Source organism: Sphingobium sp. SG1 (genome assembly GCF_057063145.1).
In genome coordinates this window covers 47,749-71,564 of record NZ_JBVVOJ010000014.1, presented here as the reverse complement: position 1 = coordinate 71,564, position 23,816 = coordinate 47,749, and the positions used below count along the sequence as shown (strand labels likewise).

Annotated in this window: 21 protein-coding genes; 16 read left to right on the top strand and 5 right to left on the bottom strand. The window is 66.1% G+C overall.

The annotated features are described in order from the left end of the window. Position 1 precedes the first annotated feature (1 nt). The 4 genes from AC0KVN_RS22115 to AC0KVN_RS22100 are packed head-to-tail and all read right to left on the bottom strand — an operon-like array spanning position 2 to position 3,898. Positions 2 to 793: an enoyl-CoA hydratase/isomerase family protein gene (locus AC0KVN_RS22115; RefSeq protein ID WP_435568086.1), complete on the bottom strand. Its 792-nt coding sequence runs from the start codon at positions 791 to 793 to the stop codon at positions 2 to 4. Then, positions 793 to 1,554 (bottom strand): SDR family NAD(P)-dependent oxidoreductase, encoded by a 762-nt coding sequence (locus AC0KVN_RS22110; RefSeq protein ID WP_435568085.1) that lies wholly within the window; start codon positions 1,552 to 1,554, stop codon positions 793 to 795. Before AC0KVN_RS22110 ends, AC0KVN_RS22115 begins: the two co-directional genes overlap by 1 nt. Before the next feature lie 22 nt (positions 1,555 to 1,576). Then, positions 1,577 to 2,761 carry an acetyl-CoA C-acyltransferase gene (locus AC0KVN_RS22105; protein WP_435568084.1) on the bottom strand — a complete coding sequence of 395 codons (1,185 nt, stop codon included), beginning with the start codon at positions 2,759 to 2,761 and terminating at the stop codon, positions 1,577 to 1,579. Between the two features lie 12 nt (positions 2,762 to 2,773). Then, entirely contained in the window at positions 2,774 to 3,898 is a 1,125-nt protein-coding gene (locus tag AC0KVN_RS22100) for an acyl-CoA dehydrogenase family protein (protein WP_435568083.1), read from the bottom strand. 83 nt (positions 3,899 to 3,981) lie between these two features. Between AC0KVN_RS22100 and AC0KVN_RS22095 the strand changes: the two genes are divergently transcribed. The 12 genes from AC0KVN_RS22095 (at position 3,982) to AC0KVN_RS22040 (ending at position 17,806) form a co-directional block, all read left to right on the top strand. After that, on the top strand, positions 3,982 to 4,617 hold the full coding sequence (locus AC0KVN_RS22095) for a TetR/AcrR family transcriptional regulator (protein WP_004209084.1): 636 nt from the start codon (positions 3,982 to 3,984) through the stop codon (positions 4,615 to 4,617). Positions 4,618 to 4,729: 112 nt separating this feature from the next. Continuing rightward, on the top strand, positions 4,730 to 5,269 hold the full coding sequence (locus tag AC0KVN_RS22090) for a nuclear transport factor 2 family protein (protein WP_435568082.1): 540 nt from the start codon (positions 4,730 to 4,732) through the stop codon (positions 5,267 to 5,269). Between the two features lie 11 nt (positions 5,270 to 5,280). Continuing rightward, complete coding sequence (locus tag AC0KVN_RS22085; protein ID WP_435568081.1) at positions 5,281 to 6,159, top strand: SDR family NAD(P)-dependent oxidoreductase; 879 nt, start codon at positions 5,281 to 5,283, stop codon at positions 6,157 to 6,159. Between the two features lies 1 nt (position 6,160). After that, positions 6,161 to 6,709, top strand: coding sequence for a nuclear transport factor 2 family protein (locus AC0KVN_RS22080; protein WP_435568080.1), 549 nt, complete (start codon positions 6,161 to 6,163; stop codon positions 6,707 to 6,709). Between the two features lie 163 nt (positions 6,710 to 6,872). Then, positions 6,873 to 8,321: an NAD-dependent succinate-semialdehyde dehydrogenase gene (locus AC0KVN_RS22075; protein WP_435568079.1), complete on the top strand. Its 1,449-nt coding sequence runs from the start codon at positions 6,873 to 6,875 to the stop codon at positions 8,319 to 8,321. Positions 8,322 to 8,340: 19 nt separating this feature from the next. Continuing rightward, positions 8,341 to 9,018 (top strand): SDR family NAD(P)-dependent oxidoreductase, encoded by a 678-nt coding sequence (locus tag AC0KVN_RS22070; protein ID WP_435568078.1) that lies wholly within the window; start codon positions 8,341 to 8,343, stop codon positions 9,016 to 9,018. Between the two features lie 137 nt (positions 9,019 to 9,155). Beyond that, on the top strand, positions 9,156 to 9,326 hold the full coding sequence (locus AC0KVN_RS22065; protein ID WP_155276487.1) for a hypothetical protein: 171 nt from the start codon (positions 9,156 to 9,158) through the stop codon (positions 9,324 to 9,326). 186 nt (positions 9,327 to 9,512) lie between these two features. Continuing rightward, the gene (locus AC0KVN_RS22060; RefSeq protein ID WP_270091694.1) at positions 9,513 to 11,342 is read left to right on the top strand and encodes a flavin-containing monooxygenase; all 1,830 of its coding nucleotides are present in this window, start codon (positions 9,513 to 9,515) and stop codon (positions 11,340 to 11,342) included. Positions 11,343 to 11,509: 167 nt separating this feature from the next. Continuing rightward, entirely contained in the window at positions 11,510 to 12,886 is a 1,377-nt protein-coding gene (locus AC0KVN_RS22055) for an aromatic ring-hydroxylating oxygenase subunit alpha (protein WP_270091693.1), read from the top strand. After that, positions 12,883 to 14,667: a thiamine pyrophosphate-binding protein gene (locus AC0KVN_RS22050; protein ID WP_004209074.1), complete on the top strand. Its 1,785-nt coding sequence runs from the start codon at positions 12,883 to 12,885 to the stop codon at positions 14,665 to 14,667. The genes AC0KVN_RS22055 and AC0KVN_RS22050 overlap by 4 nt, the downstream gene beginning before the upstream one ends. A 123-nt stretch (positions 14,668 to 14,790) precedes the next feature. Further along, positions 14,791 to 16,206, top strand: coding sequence for an aldehyde dehydrogenase family protein (locus tag AC0KVN_RS22045; protein WP_435568077.1), 1,416 nt, complete (start codon positions 14,791 to 14,793; stop codon positions 16,204 to 16,206). Between the two features lies 1 nt (position 16,207). Continuing rightward, positions 16,208 to 17,806 carry an SMP-30/gluconolactonase/LRE family protein gene (locus AC0KVN_RS22040; RefSeq protein ID WP_435568076.1) on the top strand — a complete coding sequence of 533 codons (1,599 nt, stop codon included), beginning with the start codon at positions 16,208 to 16,210 and terminating at the stop codon, positions 17,804 to 17,806. On the opposite strand, the gene AC0KVN_RS22035 is transcribed toward AC0KVN_RS22040, so the two are convergent. Then, positions 17,792 to 18,625, bottom strand: coding sequence for an IclR family transcriptional regulator (locus AC0KVN_RS22035; RefSeq protein ID WP_435568075.1), 834 nt, complete (start codon positions 18,623 to 18,625; stop codon positions 17,792 to 17,794). The two genes, AC0KVN_RS22040 and AC0KVN_RS22035, sit on opposite strands and share 15 nt — an antisense overlap. Before the next feature lie 155 nt (positions 18,626 to 18,780). On the opposite strand from AC0KVN_RS22035, the gene AC0KVN_RS22030 reads away from it, so the two are divergent. The 4 genes from AC0KVN_RS22030 (at position 18,781) to AC0KVN_RS22015 (ending at position 23,816) form a co-directional block, all read left to right on the top strand. Next, a complete protein-coding gene (locus AC0KVN_RS22030) occupies positions 18,781 to 20,364 on the top strand; it encodes an acetate--CoA ligase (RefSeq protein WP_435568074.1) in 1,584 nt (527 codons plus the stop codon). A gap of 16 nt (positions 20,365 to 20,380) precedes the next feature. Then, entirely contained in the window at positions 20,381 to 21,529 is a 1,149-nt protein-coding gene (locus AC0KVN_RS22025; protein WP_435568073.1) for an FAS1-like dehydratase domain-containing protein, read from the top strand. Positions 21,530 to 21,597: 68 nt separating this feature from the next. After that, complete coding sequence (locus AC0KVN_RS22020; RefSeq protein ID WP_435568072.1) at positions 21,598 to 22,815, top strand: CaiB/BaiF CoA transferase family protein; 1,218 nt, start codon at positions 21,598 to 21,600, stop codon at positions 22,813 to 22,815. Between the two features lie 83 nt (positions 22,816 to 22,898). After that, complete coding sequence (locus AC0KVN_RS22015) at positions 22,899 to 23,816, top strand: SDR family NAD(P)-dependent oxidoreductase (protein ID WP_278986881.1); 918 nt, start codon at positions 22,899 to 22,901, stop codon at positions 23,814 to 23,816.

Genomic DNA, 23,816 nt, shown 5'->3' with positions numbered 1-23,816 from the left:
GTCAGGCTCCTTTGAAATTCGGGGGACGCTTGGCGAGCAGGGCGGCAAGCCCCTCCTGCGCCTCGTCGGCGCCGGCGACCGCCATCGATCGCAATTCGCGGTCGAGCTGGGTCTCGAAGCCGGTGTCGAAACTGTCGTGCAGCAGGGTGCGGGCGGCGCCATAGGCCGCCGTCGGCGCGTCGGCGAGGCGGGCGGCGAGCGCCAGCCCCTCGGCCTCCAGCGCGTCGTCGTCGACCAGTCGGGTGACGAGGCCGATCGCTTCGGCCTCCTCGCCCTTGATGCGGCGGTTGGTGAGGATGATCTCCTGCGCGCGGCGCAGGCCGACCAGGCGCGGCAACAGCCAGCTCAGCCCGCCATCGGCAGTGAGGCCGATCGCGCCATAGGCGGCGGTATAATGGGCCGAGCGGGCGGCCAGCACGACATCGCCCAATATGGCGAGGCTGAAGCCGGCGCCCGCCGCCGGACCGTTGACCAAAGTCACCAGCGGCTTGGCCATGCGGGCGAGGCGGGTGACGGCGGCGTGGAAGGTGGCGATGAGTTCGGTGAGGACGGTGGGCAGTTGCGCGCCCGCGCCGCCCATCAACGCGACATCGCCGCCGGCGCAGAACAGCTTGCCGCTGCCGGTGAGGACGACGCAGCGGACCGCCGCATCGCCCTCGCACCGAATCGCGGCGTTGAGCAGCGCACGGGCGAGCGGCAGGTCGATCGCATTGCCGACGGCTGGCCGGTCGAGCGTGATCCGGGCGATGCCGTCGGCGATCGCCAGCGTCACGCCGCTGCCCGATCCGCTCATCAGCGCGGCGCCATGCGGATGGCGCCGTCGAGGCGGATCACCTCGCCATTCAGCATCGGGTTGCGGACGATCGATTCGACCAGCTGGGCATATTCGGCGGGCTTGCCGAGGCGGCTGGGGTGGGGCACCTGCGCGCCCAGCGCATCCTGCACATGCTGGGGGAAGGCCTCCAGCATCGGCGTCAGGAAGATGCCCGGCGCGATCGTCATGACGCGGATCTTGTGCTGGGCGAGATCGCGGGCGATCGGCAGGGTCATGCCGACCACGCCGCCCTTCGACGCGGCATAGGCCGCCTGGCCGATCTGGCCGTCATAGGCCGCGACCGAGGCGGTGTTGACGATAACGCCACGCTCGCCGTCCATCTCCTCGGCCGCTGCCGCGCGGGCGGCAAATTTGGAGATCATGTTGAAGGTGCCGATCAGGTTGACGGTCACCGTCTTGGCGAAGCTGTCGAGCGGATGGGGCAGATTTTCCTTGCCCACCGTCTTTACGGCCGGGGCGATGCCGGCGCAATTGACCAGGATGCGGGCGACGCCGTGCGCGCCCTCCGCCGTGTCGAGCCCGGCGGTGACGCTGGCATCGTCGGCAACATTGACGCCGACATAAAGCCCGCCGATTTCGGCGGCGACCGCCTTGCCGGCGTCCTCATTGAGGTCGAAGATCGCGACCTTGGCGCCCTGCGCCGCGAGCATGGTGGCGGTGGCACGGCCGAGGCCGGAGGCGCCACCGGTGACGATGGCCGCCAGTCCCTTGATATCCATTATCTGTCCTCTCCCGGCAGAATTATACGAGTTCGACGGCCATGGCGGTGGCTTCGCCGCCGCCGATGCAGAGGCTGGCGACGCCGCGCTTGAGGCCGCGCGTTTCCAGCGCGCCCAAAAGGGTGGCGACGATGCGCGCACCCGATGCGCCGATCGGATGGCCAAGCGCAGTGGCGCCGCCATTGACGTTGAGCTTGTCGGCCGGGATGCCCAGTTCCTTGGCGGCAATCATCGCGACCACGGCAAAGGCTTCGTTGACCTCGAACAGGTCGACATCCTCGACCGACCAGCCGGCCTTGGCCAGCAGCTTTCGCATCGCGGGCACCGGCGCGGTGGTGAACTTGGCGGGCTCATGGGCATGGGCGGCGGTGGCGACGACCTTCGCCACCACTTTAAGGCCCTGCTTTTCCGCGACGCTCTGGCGGGTCATCACCAGCGCGGCGGCGCCATCCGAAATCGACGAGGCATTGGCGGCGGTGATGGTGCCATCCTTGACGAAGGCGGGCTTGAGGCCGGGAATCTTTTCCGGCCGGGCCTTGCCGGGTTGTTCGTCGGTATCGATGATGGTGTCGCCGCCACGGCCCGATATGGTGACCGGCGTGATCTCGCGGACGAAGGCGCCGCTGCCGATCGCCGCATTGGCGCGGTCGAGCGAGCGGATGGCATAATCATCCTGGTCGGTGCGGGTGAACTGATAGTCGCGCACGGCCTCTTCGGCGAAGACGCCCATCGCCTTGCCGGGTTCATAGGCATCCTCCAGCCCGTCCATCATCATCGTGTCGATGATGCGGTCATGGCCGATGCGGGCGCCGCTGCGATGCTTGGGCAGGGCATAGGGGGCGTTGGTCATGCTTTCCATGCCGCCGGCGATGACGATATCGGCCGCGCCCGATGCCAGCGCCTCATGCGCCATGATCGCCGCCTGCATGCCGGACCCGCACATCTTGTTGACGGTCGTCGCTTCGGTATTGAGGCCAAGGCCAGCGCCCAGCGCCGCCTGACGCGCGGGCGCCTGGCCAAGGCCGGCGGGCAGCACGCAGCCCATATAGATGCGATCGATGGCGTCAGTGGCGACGCCGGCGCGCTCGACCGCGGCCTTGACCGCCGTCGCGCCAAGATCGGTGGCCTTGACCGCCGAGAGCGCGCCCTGGAACCCGCCCATGGGGGTGCGGGCATAGCTCGCAATGACTACCGGATCGTCCTGCATCGAAATACTCCTTCAAAGGCTGCGCGCAATGACCATGCGCTGGATGTCCGACGTGCCCTCGTAAATCTGGCACACGCGGACATCGCGGTAGATTTTCGCGATTCCGAATTCTTCAAGATAGCCATAGCCACCCAGTGTCTGCATCGCGCCGGATACCACCGCCTCGGCCGCTTCGGAGGCGAACAGCTTGGCCATCGACGCCTGGGTGAGCGCAGGCTGGCCACTGTCCTTCATCGCGGCGGCGGACAGGACGAGCTGGCGCGCGGCCTCCAGTCGGGTGGCGAGGTCGGCAAGGCGGAAGCCGACCGCCTGATGCTCGATAATGGCTTTGCCGAAGCTCTTGCGGTCCTTGGCGTAAGCGATGGCGATCTCCAGCGCGGCCTGGGCCATGCCGACGCATTGGGCGGCGATGCCGATGCGGCCGGTCTCCAGATTGGCGAGCGCGATGCGATAGCCCTGGCCTGGCTGGCCGATCAGCAGATCATCCTCGACGAACATGTCCTCGAACCGCAGCGCGCAGGTGTCCGATGCGCCCTGGCCCATCTTGTGCTCGACCTTGTCGACGAAATAGCCGGGGCGGTCGGTCGGCACGATGAAGGCAGACAGGCCTTTCTTGCCAGCGTCGGGATCGGTGACGGCGATGATCATCACCAGCCCGCCAATCTTGCCGGAGGTGATGAACTGCTTGGCACCGGTGATGCGCCAGCCGCCATCGACCTTGACCGCGCGGGTGCGCACGGCCGAGGCGTCGGAGCCGGCATCGCTTTCGGTGAGGGCGAAGGCGCCGATGGTGCGGCCGCCGATCAGGTCGGGCAGGAAGCGGGCCTTCTGCGCCTCGCTGCCATCCTTGAGCAGGCCCGAGACGAGGATCGAATTCTGGATCGAGACGATGGTGGAGAGGGCGCCGTCGGCAGCGGCCAGTTCCATCAGCGCGAGGGCGTAGGAAACCGAGTCCGCCTCCGCGCCGCCATAGGCTTCGGGCGCGGTCATGCCCCAGAGGCCAAGGCCGGCCATCTCCTCGAACAGCGAACGGGAATAGCCGCCCTCGGCCTCGAACCGGGCCGAATGCGGGCGGATCGTCGCCTGGGCGAAATCCCGGACGGTGTCGCGAATCGCGCTCTGGATTTCGGTCAGCATAAACCCTTGCGTCTCTCCTATACTCATGAGTAGGTTGCGCCTGTTGCGATTTCTTGTCAACAGGCGGCATGGAGGAACAGCGAGTGTCGGCGAAAAGCGCAGTGGCGATCCCGTCTCCCTTCCGCACGCGGGAGGAGAAGGCGCGCGAGCGGGAGGAAAAGCGCGAGGCGGTGCTGCGCGCGGCGGTGCGCATGTTCAACGCACGCGGCTTCCATGCGACCTCGCTGGACGATGTCGCCGCGAGCCTGGGGATCAGCAAGCCGACCATCTATCATTATCTGGGCAACAAGGAGCAGGTGCTGATCGAATGCGTCACCCGCGGCCTGGAGATGTTGCGCGCCGCAGCCGATGAGGCGCGCGCGGGTGAAGGCAATGGACTGGCCCGGCTCGGCTATTTCCTGCGCCGCTATGGCGCGGTGATCATGGATGATTTCGGCGCCTGCGTGGTGCGGACGGGTGACGAATGCCTGTCGGCCGAAGGGGCGATCCTGTTCCGATCGCGCAAGCGCGACATCGACCTGGCCATGCGCGGGCTGATCGCCGACGCGGTGGCGGACGGGTCGATCGCCCCGGTTGACGTGAAGCTGGCCGCCTTCACTCTGGCCGGCGCGCTCAACTGGTCGGCGCGTTGGCGCGATCCGGCGGGCGCGATGAGCGCCGAGGCGATCGCGGCGGCGCAGGTCGACCTGCTGATTGCCGGCCTCGCCCCGCGCGGCTGAGGCCGCCCGGCTTTCTCCTGTCCGAATTGGTCAAGCGACGCGCCATGGCGCGCGCCTATGACCGGTCCATGGACAGACCACCCGCCGCGACGGGTGGGAAGGAGAGGGCCGGATGGATATTGCCGCCACGCATTTGCAGGCGATGCTGGACCGGGAGGCGATCCGCGATTGCCTCGCCCGGCTGGCGCGGGGTGAGGACCGGCGCAACGCCGATCTGATCCGGGCGTGCTGCTGGCCGGACGGCCGCACCGACTATGGCGTGTTCGCCGGCGATTTCGACGCCTATCTCGCCTGGGTGGTGCCCGGCGCCGACGCGATCCTCTGCACCCAGCATCTGCTGGGGCAGAGCGTCATCGACCTGGCGGGCGACACGGCGCGGGTCGAGACGCAGGTCCAATCCTATCATCGCATCGACATGGGCGAGGCGCAGCGCGACGTCATGATCGGCGGCCGCTATCTCGACATTTTCGAGCGGCGGGACGGCCAATGGCGGATCGCGCGGCGCACCATGCTCTATGACTGGGTGCAGGATATCGGCCCATCTGCCGACTGGAGCCAGGGGGTGATGGGCATGGCGTTCAGCGCGCCGCATTTCACCGGTCGCGCGAACGGCGATCATAGCGTGCGCTTCTTCGCGCGCGAGACGGACTGAGGGAGAGGATCATGAAACCGCTGGACGGCAAGGTCGCGATCGTCACCGGCGCGAGCCGGGGGATCGGCAAGGGGATGGCGCTGGCGCTCGCCGAGCAGGGCGCGACCGTCTATGTCACCGGGCGCACGGTCAATGCGGGCGACCATGAACTGCCGGGCACGGTCGGCGAGACGGCGGCGCAATGCGATGCGCGCGGCGGCCGGGGCATTGCGGTGCAGGTCGACCATGGCGACGACGCGCAGGTGGCGGCCCTGTTCGACCAGGTGCAGCGCGAGCAGGGGCGGCTCGACCTGCTGGTCAACAATGCCTTTGCGATCCCCGAGGATCTGACCGTGCCGGGCAGCTTCTGGGAAAAACCCTTGTCCAACTGGGATATGGTCGATGTCGGCGTCCGCTCCAACTTCGTCGCCGCGCGCCATGCCGCGCAGATGATGGTGCCGCAGGGTTCTGGGCTGATCGTGGCGATATCGGGCTATGTCGGCGTGACCTATACCTATGGCGTCGTGTTCGGCACTGCCAAGTCGGCGGTCGACCGCATGGCGCGGGACATGGCGATCGAATTGCAACCCCATGGCGTTGCCTCGCTCTCGCTATGGCAGGGGCTGACCATGACCGAGCGGGCGCAGCGCAACATTGCCGCCAATCCGGCGATGAAGGCGCTGACCGTGACCAATCCGCTGGCCGGCTGCTCGCCCGAATTTCCCGGCCGAGTGATCGCCGCGCTGCTGGCCGATCCGGCGATCATGGCGCGATCGGGCGGCACCTTCATCACCGCGGAGCTGGCACAGGATTATGACATCACCGATGTCGACGGGAAGACCATCCCGTCGCTGCGGGCCGAGCGCGGCGCACCGATCTGGCAGCCGATCGCCCTGCGGACGGAGGCATAGGATGGACGCAGACCGCCAGGCGCGGATCGATGCGCTGCTCGACCGGCAGGATATTGTCGACTGCCTGACCCGGTTCAGCCGGGGCATGGACCGGTTTGACCGCGCCCTGTTCCTGTCTGCCTTTCATGGTGACGCCACCGTCGCGGCGGGCAGCTTCGTCGGCGCGCCCGATGCGCTCTATGCCTGGGCCAGCGCCCTGCACGAGGGCGGGCAGGTGGCGACCCACCATAATCTGCTCAACATGACGATCGATATCGATGGCGACACCGCCCATGCCGAAACCTATTATCTGTTCGTCGGCCGCAACCGGGACGAGAGCAACTGGATCGCCGGGGGCCGCTATCTCGACCGGCTGGAACGGCGCGATGGCCAGTGGAAGATTGTGCTGCGCACCAACATGATCGAATGGTCGGGGCTGGTGCCGACCCTGCCGCTGCCGTTCGGCGACGTGCTGGACCTGCATGCCAATGGCGCGCCGGCACGGGACAAGAGCGATCCTTCCTATCAGCGGCCTCTGGTCAATCGGCGGGCGCCGCATATCCCCCAATAGCGCGCATCGCGGTGTCGATCCTTGGGCGGGGACATTCTGTCCACGTTGACGCCGCCTGCCGCGCATCCCACCTTCGCATCGAAATGGGGCCATGCTGCGTTGGACGCAGCGACGGGCGCGCCCTGTGCCCGCTGCCCTACATCCTGCCGAAGAAGGTGATCCGATGACCATAGCCCTTGCCGACCCCAGCCTGCTGCGCGAACAATGCTATGTCGACGGCCAGTGGATCGGCACCGCCAGCATCGACGTGACCGATCCTGCGACGGATGAGCGGTTGGCCGGCATTCCCGCGATCGACGAGGCGGGGACACGCGCGGCGATCGAGGCGGCGGAGGCGGCGCTGCCAGAGTGGAAGGCGAAGACGGCGGCCGAACGATCGCGCATATTGCGCCGCTGGTTCGAACTGCTGCTCGCGCATCAGGATGACCTGGCCATGATCCTGACCCGCGAGCAGGGCAAGGCGCTGACCGAGGCCAAGGGCGAAATTACCTATGCCGCCAGCTTCATCGAATGGTTCGGCGAAGAGGCCAAGCGCATCTATGGCGAGATCATCCCCAGCCATCGCGCCGACAGCCGCATCGTCGTCATCAAGCAGCCGGTCGGCGTGGTCGCCGCGATCACGCCGTGGAATTTCCCCGCCGCGATGATCACGCGCAAGGCGGCGCCGGCGCTGGCGGCAGGCTGCACCATGGTCTTGAAGCCCGCCACCCAGACGCCGCTGACCGCGCTGGCGCTGGCTGTGCTGGCCGAACGGGCGGGCGTGCCCAAGGGGGTGTTCAACGTCGTCACCGGATCGTCGCGGGTGATCGGCGCGGAACTGACCGGCAACCCGCTGGTGCGCAAGCTGAGCTTTACCGGATCGACCGAGGTCGGCAAGACGCTGATGGCGCAATGCGCGCCGACGATGAAGAAGCTGTCGATGGAACTGGGCGGCAATGCGCCCTTCATCGTCTTTGCCGATGCCGATCTCGATGCCGCGGTCGAAGGCGCGATCGCGTCCAAATATCGCAACAGCGGCCAGACCTGCGTCTGCGTCAACCGCATCCTGGTGCAGCGCGACGTCGCGCCAGCCTTTGCCGAGAAGCTGAAAGCCGCGGTCGCCAGGCTGAAGGTCGGGCCGGGCACGGAAGCGGGCGTGACCCAGGGGCCGCTGATCGACGAGAAGGCGGTGGAGAAGGTCGAGGAACATGTCGCCGACGCGCTGGCCAAGGGCGGCACGCTGGTGAGCGGCGGGCATCGCCACAAGCTGGGCCACAGCTTCTTCGAGCCGACCATCATCAGCGGCTGCACGCCGGAGATGAAGCTGGCCGACGAGGAGACGTTCGGGCCGCTCGCCGCGCTCTTCCTGTTCGACACGGAAGAGGAAGCGGTCGCACTGGCCAACGCCACCGAAGTCGGCCTGTCGGGCTATTTCTACACCCGTGACCTGTCGCGCGCCTGGCGCGTGGGCGAGGCGCTGGAGGTCGGCATGGTCGGCATCAATACCGGCCTCATCTCGACCGAAGTGGCGCCGTTCGGCGGCATCAAGGAATCGGGCATGGGCCGTGAGGGATCGCGCCATGGCATCGAGGACTATGTCGAGATCAAATATCTGTGCATGTCCGGGATCTGACGCAGACTATCGAAAGGGGATGATGATGGCGGGAGTGGTGGCGGTAACCGGTGCGGCCGGTGCGCTGGGCCGGGCGGCGGTGCAGGTGCTGCGCGCGGCCGGCTGGACGGTGGCGGGTATCGACCTGGGCGCGGTTACGGCCGACAGCGTCGACCTGGCGCTGGGCGGCGTTGACCTGTCCGACGAGCAGGCGGTGGCCGGCGCGGCGGACAAGATCGGCGAAGCGCTGGGCGGCCTCGACGCGCTGGTCAATATCGCCGGCGGCTTCAGCTGGGAGACGGTGGAGGATGGCTCGGTCACCACCTGGGACCGGCTCTATGGCATGAATGTCCGCACCGCGCTGATCGCGACTCGCGCCTTGTTGCCGCTGTTGCGCGATGGCGGCGGCGCGATCGTCAACATTGGCGCTGCGGCGTCGGTGAAGGCGGCCGCCGGCATGGGCGCCTATGCCGCGTCCAAGGCGGGCGTCGCACGCCTGACCGAGGCGCTGGCCGAAGAACTGAAGGATGCGGGCGTGCGCGTGAATGCGGTGCTGCCCAGCATCATCGACACGCCGGCCAACCGCGCCGACATGCCCGACGCGGATGCCAGCCGCTGGGTCTCGCCCGAGGCGCTGGGCGGAGTGATCGCCTTCCTGCTGTCGCCCGCTGCGGCGCCGATCACCGGCGCGCTGATCCCGGTCACCGGCCGGGTCTGATCGCGATCGACCGGTTGCCGTTGCAAGGCGCGCAACCGGTCGATGGCGTTTCGTGCAACTGGCCTTGGCGCCTTTGCATTTGCGAAAAAAGCCGGGGAGGACCAGATGAACCTCGATGCTGCGACGCAGCAATATTCTTGTCCGAGGTTCTTATGTTTTCGCTCATCTCGCTCTATTTCGCCTATCGCCGGGACGTCGTCACCGCCGAGCGTTATATCGCCGCGCTGACCCCCGCTGCCGAGCCGGTTTCGGCCGATGTCGTGACCTTCCCGGTCGCCAAGGAAGAAAAGCTGGCCCGCGCCGCCTGATCGGCGCGCCAGCTGACGACTGACTACCTCTCCCGCTGACTGCCCATTTTCGGGGCAGCGCCGCGGCCAGAAGGCCGCCAAGGGATCGCCACAGCGCTAACAGCGCCGGCCCGCCGCTCCACCATTGCAAGTCAACATATGTGTTGATTAACAAAATGGCGAGAACAGCGATCCCCAGGAGAGGTCATGACCTGCAAGCCGACGCAGACGCCTGCGGCTGACACATTCGATATCCCGACCCTGCGCGAGAAATATCGCGCCGAGCGCGACAAGCGGATGCGCGCCGACCGGGAAGGCCAATATCAGCCGACCACCGACGACACGACGCACAGCTATGACGTCGACCCGCATATGCCGGTCGTCGCCCGTGACCCGATCGTCGAGGAACTGGATGTCGTGGTCCTGGGCGCAGGCTTTGCCGGCCTGCTCGCCGGCTATCATCTGACCAAGCAGGGCGTCACCAATTTCCGCAACATCGACCATGGCGGCGATTTTGGCGGCGTCTGGTACTGGAATCGCTATCCCGGCATCCAGTGCGACAATGACGCCTATTGCTATCTGCCGCTGCTGGAAGAAACCGGCTTCATGCCGTCGAAGAAATTCGCCGACGGCGCGGAGATCCAGGCCTATTGCCGCCAGATCGCCGAAAGCTTCGGTTTCGCCGACAAGGCGCTGTTCCACACCCTCATCACCTCGCTGAAATGGGACGAGACGATCCAGCGCTGGCGCGTCGGCACCAGCCGGGGCGACGAACTGCTGGCCCGCTTCGTGGTGATGGGCTGCGGCGTGCTCAACATGCCCAAGCTGCCCGGCATCGCCGGCATCAACAGCTTCAAGGGCAAGATCTTCCACACTGCCCGCTGGGACTATGAGTATAGCGGCGGCAGCTACGCCAATCCCGTGCTCGACAAGCTGGCCGACAAGCGCGTCGCGATCATTGGCACCGGCGCGACTGCGATCCAGGCGGTGCCCTATCTCGGCCGCTACGCCAAGCAGCTCTATGTCATCCAGCGCACGCCATCGACCGTGGACGAGCGGCCCAATCCGGCGACGGATGCCGACTGGGCGGCATCGCTGCAGCCCGGCTGGCAGGCCGATCGTCAGGCCAATTTCCACCGGGCCGCGATGGAATCCTTTGCGCCGGGCGAGCCGGACCTTATCTGCGACATCTGGACCGAGATTGCCCGCAACCTGTCGGCCGAGCTGGAAGCCGAAGGCTGGCCCGAAATGTCGATCGAGCAGTTCATGGCGAAGCGCGAAGTGGTCGATTATCGCGTGATGGAGCGGCTACGCGCCCGCGTCGACGAGATGGTCGAGGACAAGGCGACGGCCGAGGCCCTGAAGCCCTGGTATCGCTTCCTCTGCAAGCGTCCGCTGTCGAGCAATGAGTTCTACCCGACCTTCAACCGGCCCAATGTCACGCTGATCGACGTCGCCGACAGCAAGGGGCTGGAGAAGATCACCGAGAAGGGCTTCGTGTCGGGCGGCGTCGAATATGAGGTCGACTGCATCATCTTCGCCAGCGGTTTCGAGGTGACGAGCGAGTTGAAGCGCCGCTGGGGCATCGATGCGGTCGAGGGGCGCGATGGCCTGTCCATCTACGATCATTGGGCCAATGGTCCGCGCACCCTGCACGGCACCATGACCCATGGTTTCCCCAACCAGTTCTTCATCGGCTATATTCAGGGCGGCCTCAACGCCAGCGTGACCGAACAGTTCGGCCGTCAGGCGGAGCATATCGCCCATATCATCCATGCGGTGATGGATAAGGGCGCCAAGGTGGTCGAGACCACCCTGCAGGGGCAGGAGGATTATGTCCGCCATTTCGAGGAAATGGAAATCGACATGACCGCCTTCCAGCAGGAATGCACCCCCAGCTATTTCACCAATGAGGGCCAGGTGAAGGCGCCCTGGGCGCTGTTCCGCAGCTATGGGCCGGGCTGGGGCGCCTTCCAGAAACTGGTGCAGGACTGGCGCGCGAAGGGTGATCTCGACGGCATGGAATTGCGGTCCTGAGCCATGGACCGGATCGCCCCGGGGATGGTTCGTAGCGGTCGCCGCTCTTCCCTTGGGACGCTCCCGCCAGTTGCGATAGGCAGGTTGAAAATATTGTCCTTGCGGCCCCGGCGAGCGGACTCGCGGGCCGTACCCATCGGGCAACGCGGACGTTGCAGGAGGATGCCATGAGCAAGATCGACAATATCGATGTGGAGGCGCTGGCCAAGCCGCTGACCTATCCGACCGAGGCATTCCTGTCGAAGGACTATGCCCTGGCGGAGAAGGAAAAGCTGTGGCCCCATGTCTGGCAGATGGCGGCGCGGGTCGAGGAACTGCCCGATGTCGGCGACTGGATGACCTACGACATTTGCGATGAGTCGATCATCATCGTGCGGACCGCGCCCGACACATTGCGCGCCTTCTTCAATGTCTGCCCGCATCGCGGCCGCCAACTGGTCGATGTGCCCAAGGACGTGCATTCGGTGCGCGGCAAGAACCGGCGCAGCTTCGTCTGCGGCTTCCATGGCTGGACCTTCGATACAGAGGGTAACAACACCTACATCCTCGACCCGCAGGACTGGCAGGGCGCGCTCAATGCCGAATGCACCCGCCTGTCGGATGTGAAGATCGACACATGGGGCGGCTGGATCTGGATCCACATGGACCTCAATGCCGAGCCGCTGATCGATTTCCTGGGCGATGCCGGCCGCATCCTGTCCCACTTCGAAATGGACAAGATGCGCTATAAATGGCGCAAATGGGTGGTCTATCCGGCCAATTGGAAGACCGCGCTGGAGGCTTTCATGGAGCCTTACCATGTCGCGGGCACCCATACCCAGCTGCTCGATTATGGCGATTATTACGCATACAGCGCGGCTTATGGCCTGCATGGGGTGAGCGGTTTCGACCAGCGCGACCCGGCCTTCCAGATGAGCCAGAGCAGCAGCGTCACCCGCGCGGGCAAGGGCGATGATCCGCGCCGCTCCACCTATGAGCTGATCCGCGAAAATTACGAGACGCTGAACTATGCCGCCTCGACCGAGACTTTGGTCAATGCGGCGAGCCGGCTGGTCGACGAACTGCCCGAGGGCACGGCGGCGGGCGACGTCATCGCCCATTGGCTGAAATCCGCCAAGGCGGACGATGCCGCGCGCGGCGTGATCTGGCCGGAAATCCCGCCCGAGGTGATGGCCGAGGCGGGGCTTGCCTGGCACGTCTTTCCCAACATGTCGGTGCTGCAGGGGATCACTTTCGCGCTCTGCTACCGCACCCGTCCCTATGGCGACGATCCCGACATGTGCATCTTTGAATCCTACGCGATCGAGCGCTTTCCCGAAGGCGAAGTGCCGGCGACCGAATGGGAAGAGACGGAGGCCACCGCCGAGGGCTGGGGCGCGGTCCTCGCCCAGGACTTCTCGAACATGGAATGGGTGCAGAAGGGCATGAAGTCGCGCGGTTTCCGCGGGCCGCTGCCCAACCCCCATCAGGAACGCAAGATCACCAATTTCCACCGCAACCTAGCCACGTACATGGGTACGGGCGCACCGAGGTTACTCAAATGAGCTATGACGATCCCAAGCCCGCCGTCAACGTGAACGCCACCGACAAGAAGGGCACGCCGGTCTACAAGCGGATGCTGGACCTGTTCGAGGCCGAAGGCATCAACACGCTGTTCGGCATTCCCGACCCCAATTTCGTCCACATGTTCCTGGAGGCCGAACGGCGCGGCTGGACCGTGGTTGCGCCCCATCATGAGGCCGCTGCCGGCTTCATGGCCGAGGCCGCGTCGCGCATAACCGGCAAGCCGGCCGTCGCGATCGGCACGCTGGGGCCGGGCATCGCCAATATGGCGCCCGCCATCCAGTGCGCGCTGGTCGAAAATTCGCCGGTCATCTTCCTGTCGGGCCAGCGCGCCCGTGTCACCGAACAGCGCGTCCGTCGCGGCCGCATCCAGTTCGTGAAGCAGATGCCCCTGTTCGAGAATAGCGTCAAATATGCCGCCTCGATCGAATATGCCGACCAGACCGACGAAGTGGTGCGCGAGGGCATTCGCAAGGCGATGGGCGGCACCCCCGGCCCGGTCTATATCGAATATCCCAGCCACATCATCCTGGAGGAACTGGACCTGCCCGCGCCGCTGGCACCGGACCGCTATCGCCTGGTCAACCAGGGCGCCGACATCGACCGGGTCAAGGAAGCGGCCGACCTGATCCGCGCCGCCAAGAACCCGATCCTGCTGGTCGGCCATGCCGTCCACACCTCGCGCTCGGGCGCGGCGGTGAAGCAACTGGCGGACCTGATGAACTGCCCCGTGATCCAGACCTCGGGCGGCACCAGCTATATCAAGGGGCTGGAAGATCGCACTTTCCAGTACGTCTTCTCCAAGGCGTCGATCGAAGCGGTCACGGAATCGGATCTGGTGCTGGCGCTGGGCACCGAACTGGGCGAGCCGGTCCATTTCGGCAAATGGCGCTACTGGATGAAGAATGAAGCGATCCGCAAGTGGATCTATGTCGAGCAGGATCCCGCCGCGATCGGCGTCAACCGCCCGATCGACGTGCCGCTGGTCGGCGACCTGCGCGGCGTCGTGCCGCAGCTGGTCGAGGCGCTGAAGGACACGCCGCGCGCCCCTGCGCCGATGCTGGAAGCCTTCATGCGCGACGGCCAGGCCGAACTGGACGAACTGGCGGCGGAATCGCGCACCAAGAGCGATGGCACCGGCGATCTGCCGATCCATCCCGCCCGTCTGGCGGTGGAAGCGACCGAGGCCTTCCCCAAGGACGGCATCCTGATCCGCGACGGCGGCGCCGGCGTGATCTTCCAGTGGACCTATTCGCAGTGCAAGCCGAACGACGTCATCTGGAACCAGAATTTCGGCCATATCGGCACCGGCATTCCCTATGCCACCGGCGCGATGCTGGCGGACAAGGCGGCCACCGGCGTCAGCCGTCCGGGCCTGTTGCTGACTTCCGACAGCAGCTTCATGTTCCATATCGCCGAACTGGAAGTGGCGGTGCGCACCAAGCTGCCGCTGGTCTGCGTCGTCGGCGTGGATAATCAGTGGGGCCTGGAAGTGGGCGTCTACAAGCGCACCTTCGGCCAGGGCACTGAAGAAACCGGCACCCATTGGAGCAAGGAAGTCCGCTTCGACAAGATCGGCGAGGGCTTTGGCTGCCACGGCGAATATGTGACCAGGGCAGAGGACATCAAGCCGGCGATCGCGCGTGCCTATGCCAGCGGCAAGCCGGGCGTCGTCCATGTCGTGATCGACCCCAAGGCCAATTCGGAAGAAATGCCGAAATATGCCGAATTCCGCACCTGGTATGCCGAAGGCACCCAGTAAAACGCCCTTCCTCCCCGGATAAGGGGAGGGGGACCGCCGCGGGCGGTGGAGGGGTGTCACCCCGGCGGACACACCCCTCCGTCTGGCCTTTGGCCAGGATTTTGGAGAGGATGGGACATCGACATGCGCGACTATCGGAACTTCTATATCGACGGCCAGTGGGTCGCCCCGGTCGAACCGAAGACCGCGGATGTCATCAATCCCGCGACCGAGGCGGTGGCCGGCACGATCTCGCTCGGCGGCGTGGCCGATGTGAACAAGGCGGTCGCCGCTGCGCGCAAGGCCTTTGCCGGCTGGTCGCAGACCACGCGCGACCAGCGGCTCGACCTGCTGCTCGCCATCCAGGCGGAATATGCGCGGCGCCAGACCGAACTGGGCGATGCGATCATCGAGGAAATGGGCGCGCCGTCCTCGCTCGCCCATGGCTTCCATGTCGGGCTGGGCGCCGGGCATCTGCAGACCGCGATCGAGGTGCTGCGCGAATTCAAGTTCGACGAACAGCATGGTGCGACCATGATCGCGCGCGAGCCGATCGGCGTCTGCGCGCTCATCACGCCGTGGAACTGGCCGATGAACCAGACCTGCGTGAAGATTTTCCCGGCGCTGGCGACCGGCTGCACCATGATCCTGAAGCCGCCACAGCTCGCCCCCTTCTCGGCCCAGATCCTGGCCGAGATTCTGGATACGGCGGGCGTGCCGGCGGGCGTGTTCAACATGGTCCAGGGCAGCGGCAGCGTGATCGGCACGGCGCTTTCCACCCATGAGGATGTCGACATGGTGTCCTTCACCGGGTCGGAGCCGGTTGGCGTGCAGATTCAGAAGGATGCGGCGACCACGATCAAGCGGGTCGGCCTGGAACTGGGCGGCAAGAGCGCCTTCATCGTGCTGGATGACGACGCCCTGGCCGCCAATGTCGCGGGCGCGACCGGCGGCATGATGGGCAATTCGGGCCAGACCTGCAGCGCGGGATCGCGCCTGCTGGTGCCGGCCGCGCGCATGGACGAGGTGATTGCGGCGGCCAAGGGCGCGGCGGACGCGGTGACGGTCGGTGATCCGACCGGCAATGTCGCCATGGGTCCGGTCGTGTCGAAGAGCCAGTACAACATCATCCAGGACTATATTCAAAAGGGCCTGGACGAGGGCGCGACCCTGATCGCCGGCGGCGCCGGTCGCCCGGACGGGATCGACAAGGGCTGGTTCGTGAAGCCGACGGTGTTCGTGGGCACCAATGACATGGTGATCGCGCGCGAGGAGATATTCGGCCCAGTGCTGGTGATCATCGGCTATGACGATATCGACCATGCGGTGGCGATCGCCAATGATAGCAATTTCGGCCTTGCCGGCTATGTCAGTGGCACCGATGTCGACCAGTGCCGCGCCGTTGCCCGGCGGATGCGCACCGGCTGGATCAGCATCAATGGCGGATTCGATTTCCACGCCCCCTTTGGCGGTTACAAGCGCAGCGGCAATGGCCGCGAATGGGGCGAGCATGGCTTCCTCGAATATCTCGAAGTGAAGTCGCTGCTGGGCTACGCCTGAGATGGCGGTCCAGTCCGGGCGCTATGGCGCCGCCAGTGCTGCGATCGCTGCCGAGGGCTGGTCGCTCGCGCGATTGACCCCGCCCAGCCGCCTGCACGGCGCCAATGGCCTGGCGACCGGGCCGGACGGGCGTCTCTATGTCGCACAGGTCGGTGGCAGCCAGGTCAGCGCGATCGATGTCGACAGCGGCGCGATCGAGACGATCAGCGCGATGGGCGGCGCCATCGTCGCGCCTGACGATCTGGTGTTCGACGATGCCGGCAACCTCTATCTGACCGAGATTACCGAGGGCCGGGTCGCGATGCGCACGCCATCGGGCGACGTGCGGGTGGTGCGCGGCGACATTCCGGTCGCCAATCCGATCACCTGGCATCAGGGCCGGCTGATTGCGGGCGAATGCCGCATCGGTGCGCGGATCATGGAACTGGACCTGGATGGGGGCGAACCGCGCGTCATCCTCGACAATATCCCGATGGCCAACGCCTTTCAGGTCGGGCCGGACGGCAAACTCTATTTTCCCGTGATGGGCGCCAACGAGATCTGGCGGGTGGACCTGAATGGCGGCGCGCCCGAAGTGGTAGCCGGCGATCTGGGCGTACCGGATTCGGTGAAGTTCGACAGCAAGGGGCGGATCGTCACGACCCAGGTGGCCAGCGGCCAGGTGCTGCGGCTCGACCTGGTGAGCGGCACACGCGAGGTGCTGGCCGATCTTGGCCCGGGCCTCGACAATGTCAGCTTCATCGGCGACCGCATCTTCGTGTCGAGCATTCCGGGCGAGATCACCGAATTGCTGGGCGACGGCAAGGTGCGATCGATGGTGCCGCGCGCACTGCAATGGCCGCTGGGTCTCGCCATGGGCGCGGACGGCGCGTTGTTCGTTGCTGACGGCACTTTCGGATATACGCTGCGGTCCGGCGAGGCGCTGACCCTCGCCGGCATGATCTTCTACCCCGGCTGCCCCGGCTATATGCGCGGTGTCGCAGCTGGCGCGCAGGCGGGGGAGTGGATCATCAGCACCGGCCTTGGCGCGGTGGCGCGCTATCGGCCGGGGCAAGGGGAAAGCGATTTCCTCGCCACCGGCCTCGACCAGTTGATGGGCGTGGCGGTCGCGTCGGGTGGCGCGGTGGTCGTCGCCGAATATGGCACGGGCAGGCTGCTCTCGATCGAGAATGGCGCGGTCAGCGAACTCGCGACCGGACTCGACAAGCCGATGGGCGTGGCGCTGGCGCCGGACGGGACAGTCTATGTTGCCGAGGCCGGGGCGGGGCGCGTGCTGCGCATCGCGGGCGGTCGCAGCGAGACGATCATCGATGGTCTTGGTCGGCCGGAAGGGCTGGCGATCCATGATGGGAAGCTGTTCGTCGTCGATACGCTGGCCAAGACATTGATCGCCACCGACCTGTCGGGCGGCGGGCGTGAGACGATCGCCAGCGCCCTGCCGGTCGGCGCGCCCGCCGGCGTGACGCCCAAATTCCTGGGCCCGATCGGTGACATGGCCGGGCCGATGATCAATTTCGCCGATGTGACGGCGGGACCGGACGGCACGCTCTATGTCTCGGGCGACGCCGAAGGGAGCGTGCTGGCGCTACGCCGCCGGTAGGGGACGGTCGCCGCTGAGCTGCTCGCTGAGCGCGTCCGCAGCCTCGACCAGCGCCTGTTGCAATGCGCCCAGCCCTTCGCGTTGCAGAGCGGCGCCGATGCCGATCGCGACCAGCGCATGGACCGGGCGGCCGGCGCCTTTCCACACCGGCGCGGAGACGACGGTGACGCCGGCAATATATTGGCCCTCGTCCACCGCGAAGCCCTGCGTGCGGGTCTGGCGCAATTGTTCCATCCAGTCGGCGAAGGGCGGCGGATCGTCCCAGCGCAGCGTGTCGAACCGCGCCTTCAGTTCCTTCTCGCCATAATCGCCAAAGGCGGCGATGCAGCGGCCGGTGGCGCTGATGAGAGCGGGAAAGCGGCTGCCGACCTGGGCGCTCAGCTGAAAGCCGCTGCCCGACTGCGCCATGGCGACGACGATCATATGATCGAGGCCCACCGCCTGCACCCCCAGCATGGTGAGGCCGAAGCGCTGGGCCAGCCGGTCGAGCACGGGCTGGGCAAGGTCGTTGAAGGCGTCGCGGCGCAGCCAGTTGCGCGCCAGCGTCAGCACGCCGGCCTGCAGCGCATAGCGTTTGGTGTCGGGATCGAAGGCGACCAGTTCCTCCTCCACCAGCGCGCGCAGCACATAGAGGCAGGTGCTGGGCACCAGCCCCAGTTCCTTGGCGATCGCCTGCACGCCGAGCGGTCGGTCGCTCTTGCCCAGCAGACGCAGGATTGCGGCGGCACGGGCGATGGCGGGCGCCTTGCTCTCCTGCACGGCCTTGGCGACCTTGCGGACGGTGGAGGGCGGGCGGGGCGTGGTGCGGCTGTCGGTCATGGCGCCATCCTATCGCGACGCCGATGGCCTGTCATTCGAAATATAGAACATTATTCACCATTTACAACAAATGAGTCGCTGTGACATCGCTTGTGGCAAGCAGCGACGGGGGTTTGACCCGTTCGCCCGGTTGAATACCGGACCGATGGGATGGGATGATGGCGAAGCTAACCGACTATCGCAGCTATGCCGATGCACAGGCACATGCGACCTCAGCGGCGCTGTGGGATCTGTTCGACGGCGACCGCGAAGACCTCAACATCGCCCATGAATGCATCACCCGCCATGCCGACGGATCGGGCCGCGCCGCCGTGCGCATCGCTCATGCCGCCAATGGTGATGATGGCGGCCGGGACGAGATATTGAGCTTCGACGCGATCGCGGCGGGCGCCGCGCGCTTCGCCCATTGGCTCGATGCCGAGGGTATTCAGCCAGGCGAACGCATCGCCTTCATGCTGGAGCCTTCGCTGCCCTTCTATGTCTGTCTGTTCGGGGCGATGCAGACCGGCGCGATCTCGGTACCGCTCTTCACCCTGTTCGGCCCGGATGCGCTGCGGCTGCGGGTGGATGACTGCAAGCCGACCATCCTCATCACCAATGCCGAAAAGGCGGAGCTTGCGCGCAGCATGGATGGCCCGCGCGTGATCGTCGCCGACGACGCATTGCTGGCCGATCTCGCCCGTTTCCCGGCGACTTACAGCCCGAAGACCAAGGCCAATGACCTGGCCGTCTTCCAATATACGTCGGGCACCACGCGCGAACTGCCCGAGGCGGTGAAGCACAGCCATCGCGCGCTGGTGACGTTGATGTTCGCCGCCCTCTACGGCACCGGCATCCGGCCGGGCGACGAATTTTTCTGCCCTTCCTCGCCGGCCTGGGGCCATGGCCTGTGGCATGGCACGCTGGCGCCGCTGGGGCTGGGCGTGACCACCGGCACCTTTGCCGGCCGCTTCGATCCGGTGCGGCTGATGCAGGCGCTGTCGGATCACAAAATCACCAACATGTCGGCCGCCGCGACCCATTATCGTATGATGAAGAATAGCGGCCGGGCCGCCGACTTCGCCTTCCATTTCGACAAGCTGTCCTACACCGGCGAGCCGATCGACCCGGCGACGCTGGAGTTCATCGGCGCCCATTTCAAGGTGCCGGCCTGTTCCATGTATGGCACGACTGAGATCGGCGTGGTGCTGGTCAACTATCCCGGCGCGCAGGATTTCATGGTGAAGCCGGGTTCGCTGGGCAAGGCGGTGCCGGGCCAGAAGCTGGAAGTGCAGCGCCCCGATGGCAGCGCCTGCGACCCCGGCGAGATTGGCGAACTGATGCTGTGGCGCCGCGACCGGTGGGAAACCACCAAGGACCGGGCGAAGATCGACGCTGACGGCTATTTCTACCATTGCGGCCGCGCCGACGACGTCATCATCTCGGCCGGCTGGACGATGAGCGCGGTCGAGATCGAGAATACGCTGCTCAAGCATGAGGCGGTGCTGGAATGCGCGGTGATCGGCGTGCCCGACGACAAGCGCGGCCAGGTGGTGAAGGCCTTCATCATCCTCAATCGCGACGGCAGCGATGCGCTGGTCCGCGAATTGCAGGACTTCACCCGCGAAAAGCTCGCCCAGCACGAATTTCCCCGCATCGTCGAATTCGTGACCGACCTGCCCAAGACGCCGGCCGGCAAGGTTCACCGCAAGATATTGAGAGATCGTGAGGCCGCCAAGGCGGTCGAACTCGCCAACTGAAGTCAGGAGAAGAGAGATGGCAACATTGGCCGCCGCGCCCGTGAACAAATTCCCCAAGATCACCGAGGAGGGGCTGGACGACCTGCGCAAGCGCATCGGCGTCAAGATCGAGAATACGGTCGAGCCGTGGAACTACGAAGCCACGCGCGACGCGATCCGCCACTATGCGCACGGTATCGGCGACGATAATCCACTGTGGTGCGATCCGGCCTATGCCGAGAAGACAAAACATGGTTCGCTGGTCGCGCTGCCGAGCTTCCTGTTCACCACCAGCCGCATCATCTCGGGCTATTGCGGTGGCCTGTCGGGCGTCCATGCGATGTGGGCGGGGGCCGACTGGACCTGGCACAAGCCGGTGCTGCGCAACGACACCATCCGCACCGAGGCCTATTTGAAGGATCTGATCGAGCATCAGACCAAGTTCGCCGGCCGCAGCTTCCAGCAGATCTATCATGTCGATTTCTTCAACCAGTCGGGCGACAAGGTGGCCGAAGGCGACAGCTGGGTGTTCCGCACCGACCGCGACGAAGCGCGCGAGCGTGGCACCAAGTACACCGAAGCCCGTGGCCGGGTGGAGCCCTTCACCGACGAACAGCTCGCCGAAATGTACAAGCTGTACGAGAAGGAAGAAATTCGCGGCGCCACGCCCCGTTATTGGGAAGATGTGCAGGTCGGCGACGAACTGCCGCGCATGATGAAGGGGCCGATGACCGTCACCGGCTTCATCTGCTACGCGCAGGGCTGGGGCGGCCTCTATATCCGCGCCAACAAGCTCGCCTGGAAGATGCAGCAGAAGCATCCCGGCACCGGCATCAAGAACCGCTTCAACGTGCCCGACTGCCCGGAACGCGTCCATTGGGACGAGGCGTTCGCGCTCGAAGTCGGCGCGCCGGGCGCTTATGACTATGGTCCGGAACGCTGCAGCTGGCTGACCCATCAGGTCACCAACTGGATCGGCGACGACGGCTTCCTGCACAAGAGCAAGTGCCAGATCCGCCGCCACAATCCCGATGGCGACGTGATCTTCATCGACGGCAGCGTGATCCGCAAGTTCGAGGAGAATGGCAAGAAATATGTCGAGATCCAGCAGCGCGCGGAAACCCATCGCGGCGAAGTCTCGGCCTTCGGCACCTCGATCGCCGAACTGCCCAGCCGCCCGGCCTGATCCGGGCGCGGCGGACCGTTCCTTCCCCCTGGGGAGGATTTGGGATGGGACGGTCCGCTGGACGATACATGATGGACAGCCACGACAAGAATATATGGGCGGGGCCGCTGGCCGGGGTGCGGGTGCTGGATTTCACCCGCGTCCTGGCCGGCCCCTCGGCTGCATTGGCGCTCGCCGATCTGGGCGCGGAGGTGATCAAGGTGGAGCCGCCGGGCAGTGGCGACGACACCCGCAGCTTCCCGCCGCTGCGCGACGGCGAGAGCCATTATTTCCTCAGCGTCAATCGCGGCAAGAAGAGCATCGTGCTCGACCTCAAGGCCCCCGAGGGGCTGGCGATCGCCCGCGATCTGGCGGCCAAGTCCGACATCCTCATCGAAAATTACCGGCCCGGCGTGATGGACCGGCTGGGCCTTGGCTATGAGGCGCTGTCGGCGATCAATCCCGGCCTCATCTATTGCGCCATTTCGGGTTTCGGCATGACCGGGCCACTCAAGGACCGGCCGTCCTTCGACATCGTGCTGCAGGCCATGTCCGGCGCGCTCAGCGTCAATGGCGAGCCGGGCGGACTGCCGACCAAGCTCGGCATTCCGCTGGGCGATCTGGTCGGCGGCATCAACGGGCCGATCGCGATCCTCGCCGCCCTGCATGAGCGCCATGCGACCGGGCGTGGCCGGCTGATCGACATCAGCCTGATGGACGGGATGATCGGCCTGCTCGGCTATCTGGCGCAACTCAGCTTCTTCACCGGGCAGGATCCGGTGCCGCAGGGATCGCAGCACCCCAATCTCGTCCCTTATGGCGTCTTCCCGGCCAGCGACGGGTCGATCGTGATCGCCTGTCTCACCAATCATTTCTGGGGCAAGATCTGCGCCGCGCTGGGCCTGGAGGCGCTGGCCGACGATCCGCGATACGACATGCTGGACAAGAGGCGCGAGCGGCGGGCGGAGGTGAACGCCCTGCTGTCGGCGGTGACCCAGACCCGCACCGTGGCTGACCTCGCCGATCTGTTCGCCGCGCATCAGGTGCCCCATGCGCCGATCCTGACCATCAGCGAGGCGCTGGCCCAGCCGCAGACGCTTGCCCGCAACATGGTGGTGGAGACCGAGCACAGGACGCTGGGCATGATCCCGATCGTCAACCGTCCCTTCCGCTTCCCCGGCGCCGAGCAGCCTGTGCCGAGCGCCCCGCCGGTGCTGGGCGAGCATAGCGATGCGGTGCTGGCAGACCTTCTGGGGATGGATGCGCAGACCATCGCCCGGTTGCGCGGCGCGGGCATCGTCGCCTGAGCGATCAATTGCCCGCCCGCTTGGGGGGAGGGGGCACGCACCGCTAAGCTCCCCGCCAACCATCATCCGGGAGAGAGACTATCATGCTGCGATTTGACGACCGCGTCGCCCTGATCACCGGCGCCGGGCGTGGCCTCGGCCGGGCCTATGCACTGCTGCTGGCGGCGCGCGGCGCGAAGGTGGTGGTCAATGATCCCGGCGTCAGCATGCAGGGCGAAGGGACCGATGCCGGCCCGGCCCAGTCCGTGGTGGACGAAATCCGCGCCGCCGGCGGCCAGGCGATCGCCTCGACCGACAGCGTCGCCACCCCCGAAGGCGGACAGGCGATGATCGACCTCGCCCGCGACCATTTCGGTAGCATCGACATCCTTATCCACAATGCCGGCATCGTCCGGCGCGGCGGTCTGGCGGAACTCAGCTATGCCGATTTCGAGACGGTGCTCGACGTTCATCTGCGCGGCGCCTTCCATGTCGTGCGCGCCGCCTTCCCGCATATGTGTGCGGCGACTTATGGCCGCATCGTCCTCACCGGATCGATCAACGGCCTTTATGGCAATGCCGGCGTGGTCAATTACAGCGTGGCCAAGGCGGGGATGATCGGCCTGTCCAACGTCGCCGCGATAGAGGGCGCGGCCCATGGGGTGAAGAGCAACATCATCCTGCCCGGCGCCGTCACCCGCATGGCCGAGGGTCTCGACACCAGCGCCTATCCGCCGATGGATCCGGAGCTGGTCGCACCCGCCGTCGGCTATCTCGCGCATCAGGATTGCGCCGTCAGCGGTGAGATGCTGATCGCCATGGCTGGCCGCGTCGCGCGGGCCTACACGATGGAAACGGTCGGCGTGTTCCAGCCCGACTGGACGATCGAGCAGATTGCCGATCGGCTGGAGGGGATACGCGACACGCAGGACGCGCTGCTGTTTCCACCAGTCCCCACCGGCCATCTTGACCATCTGCGCTACAGTTTCGCAATGGCCAGTCAGGGCGCCAAGCAGGGCTGA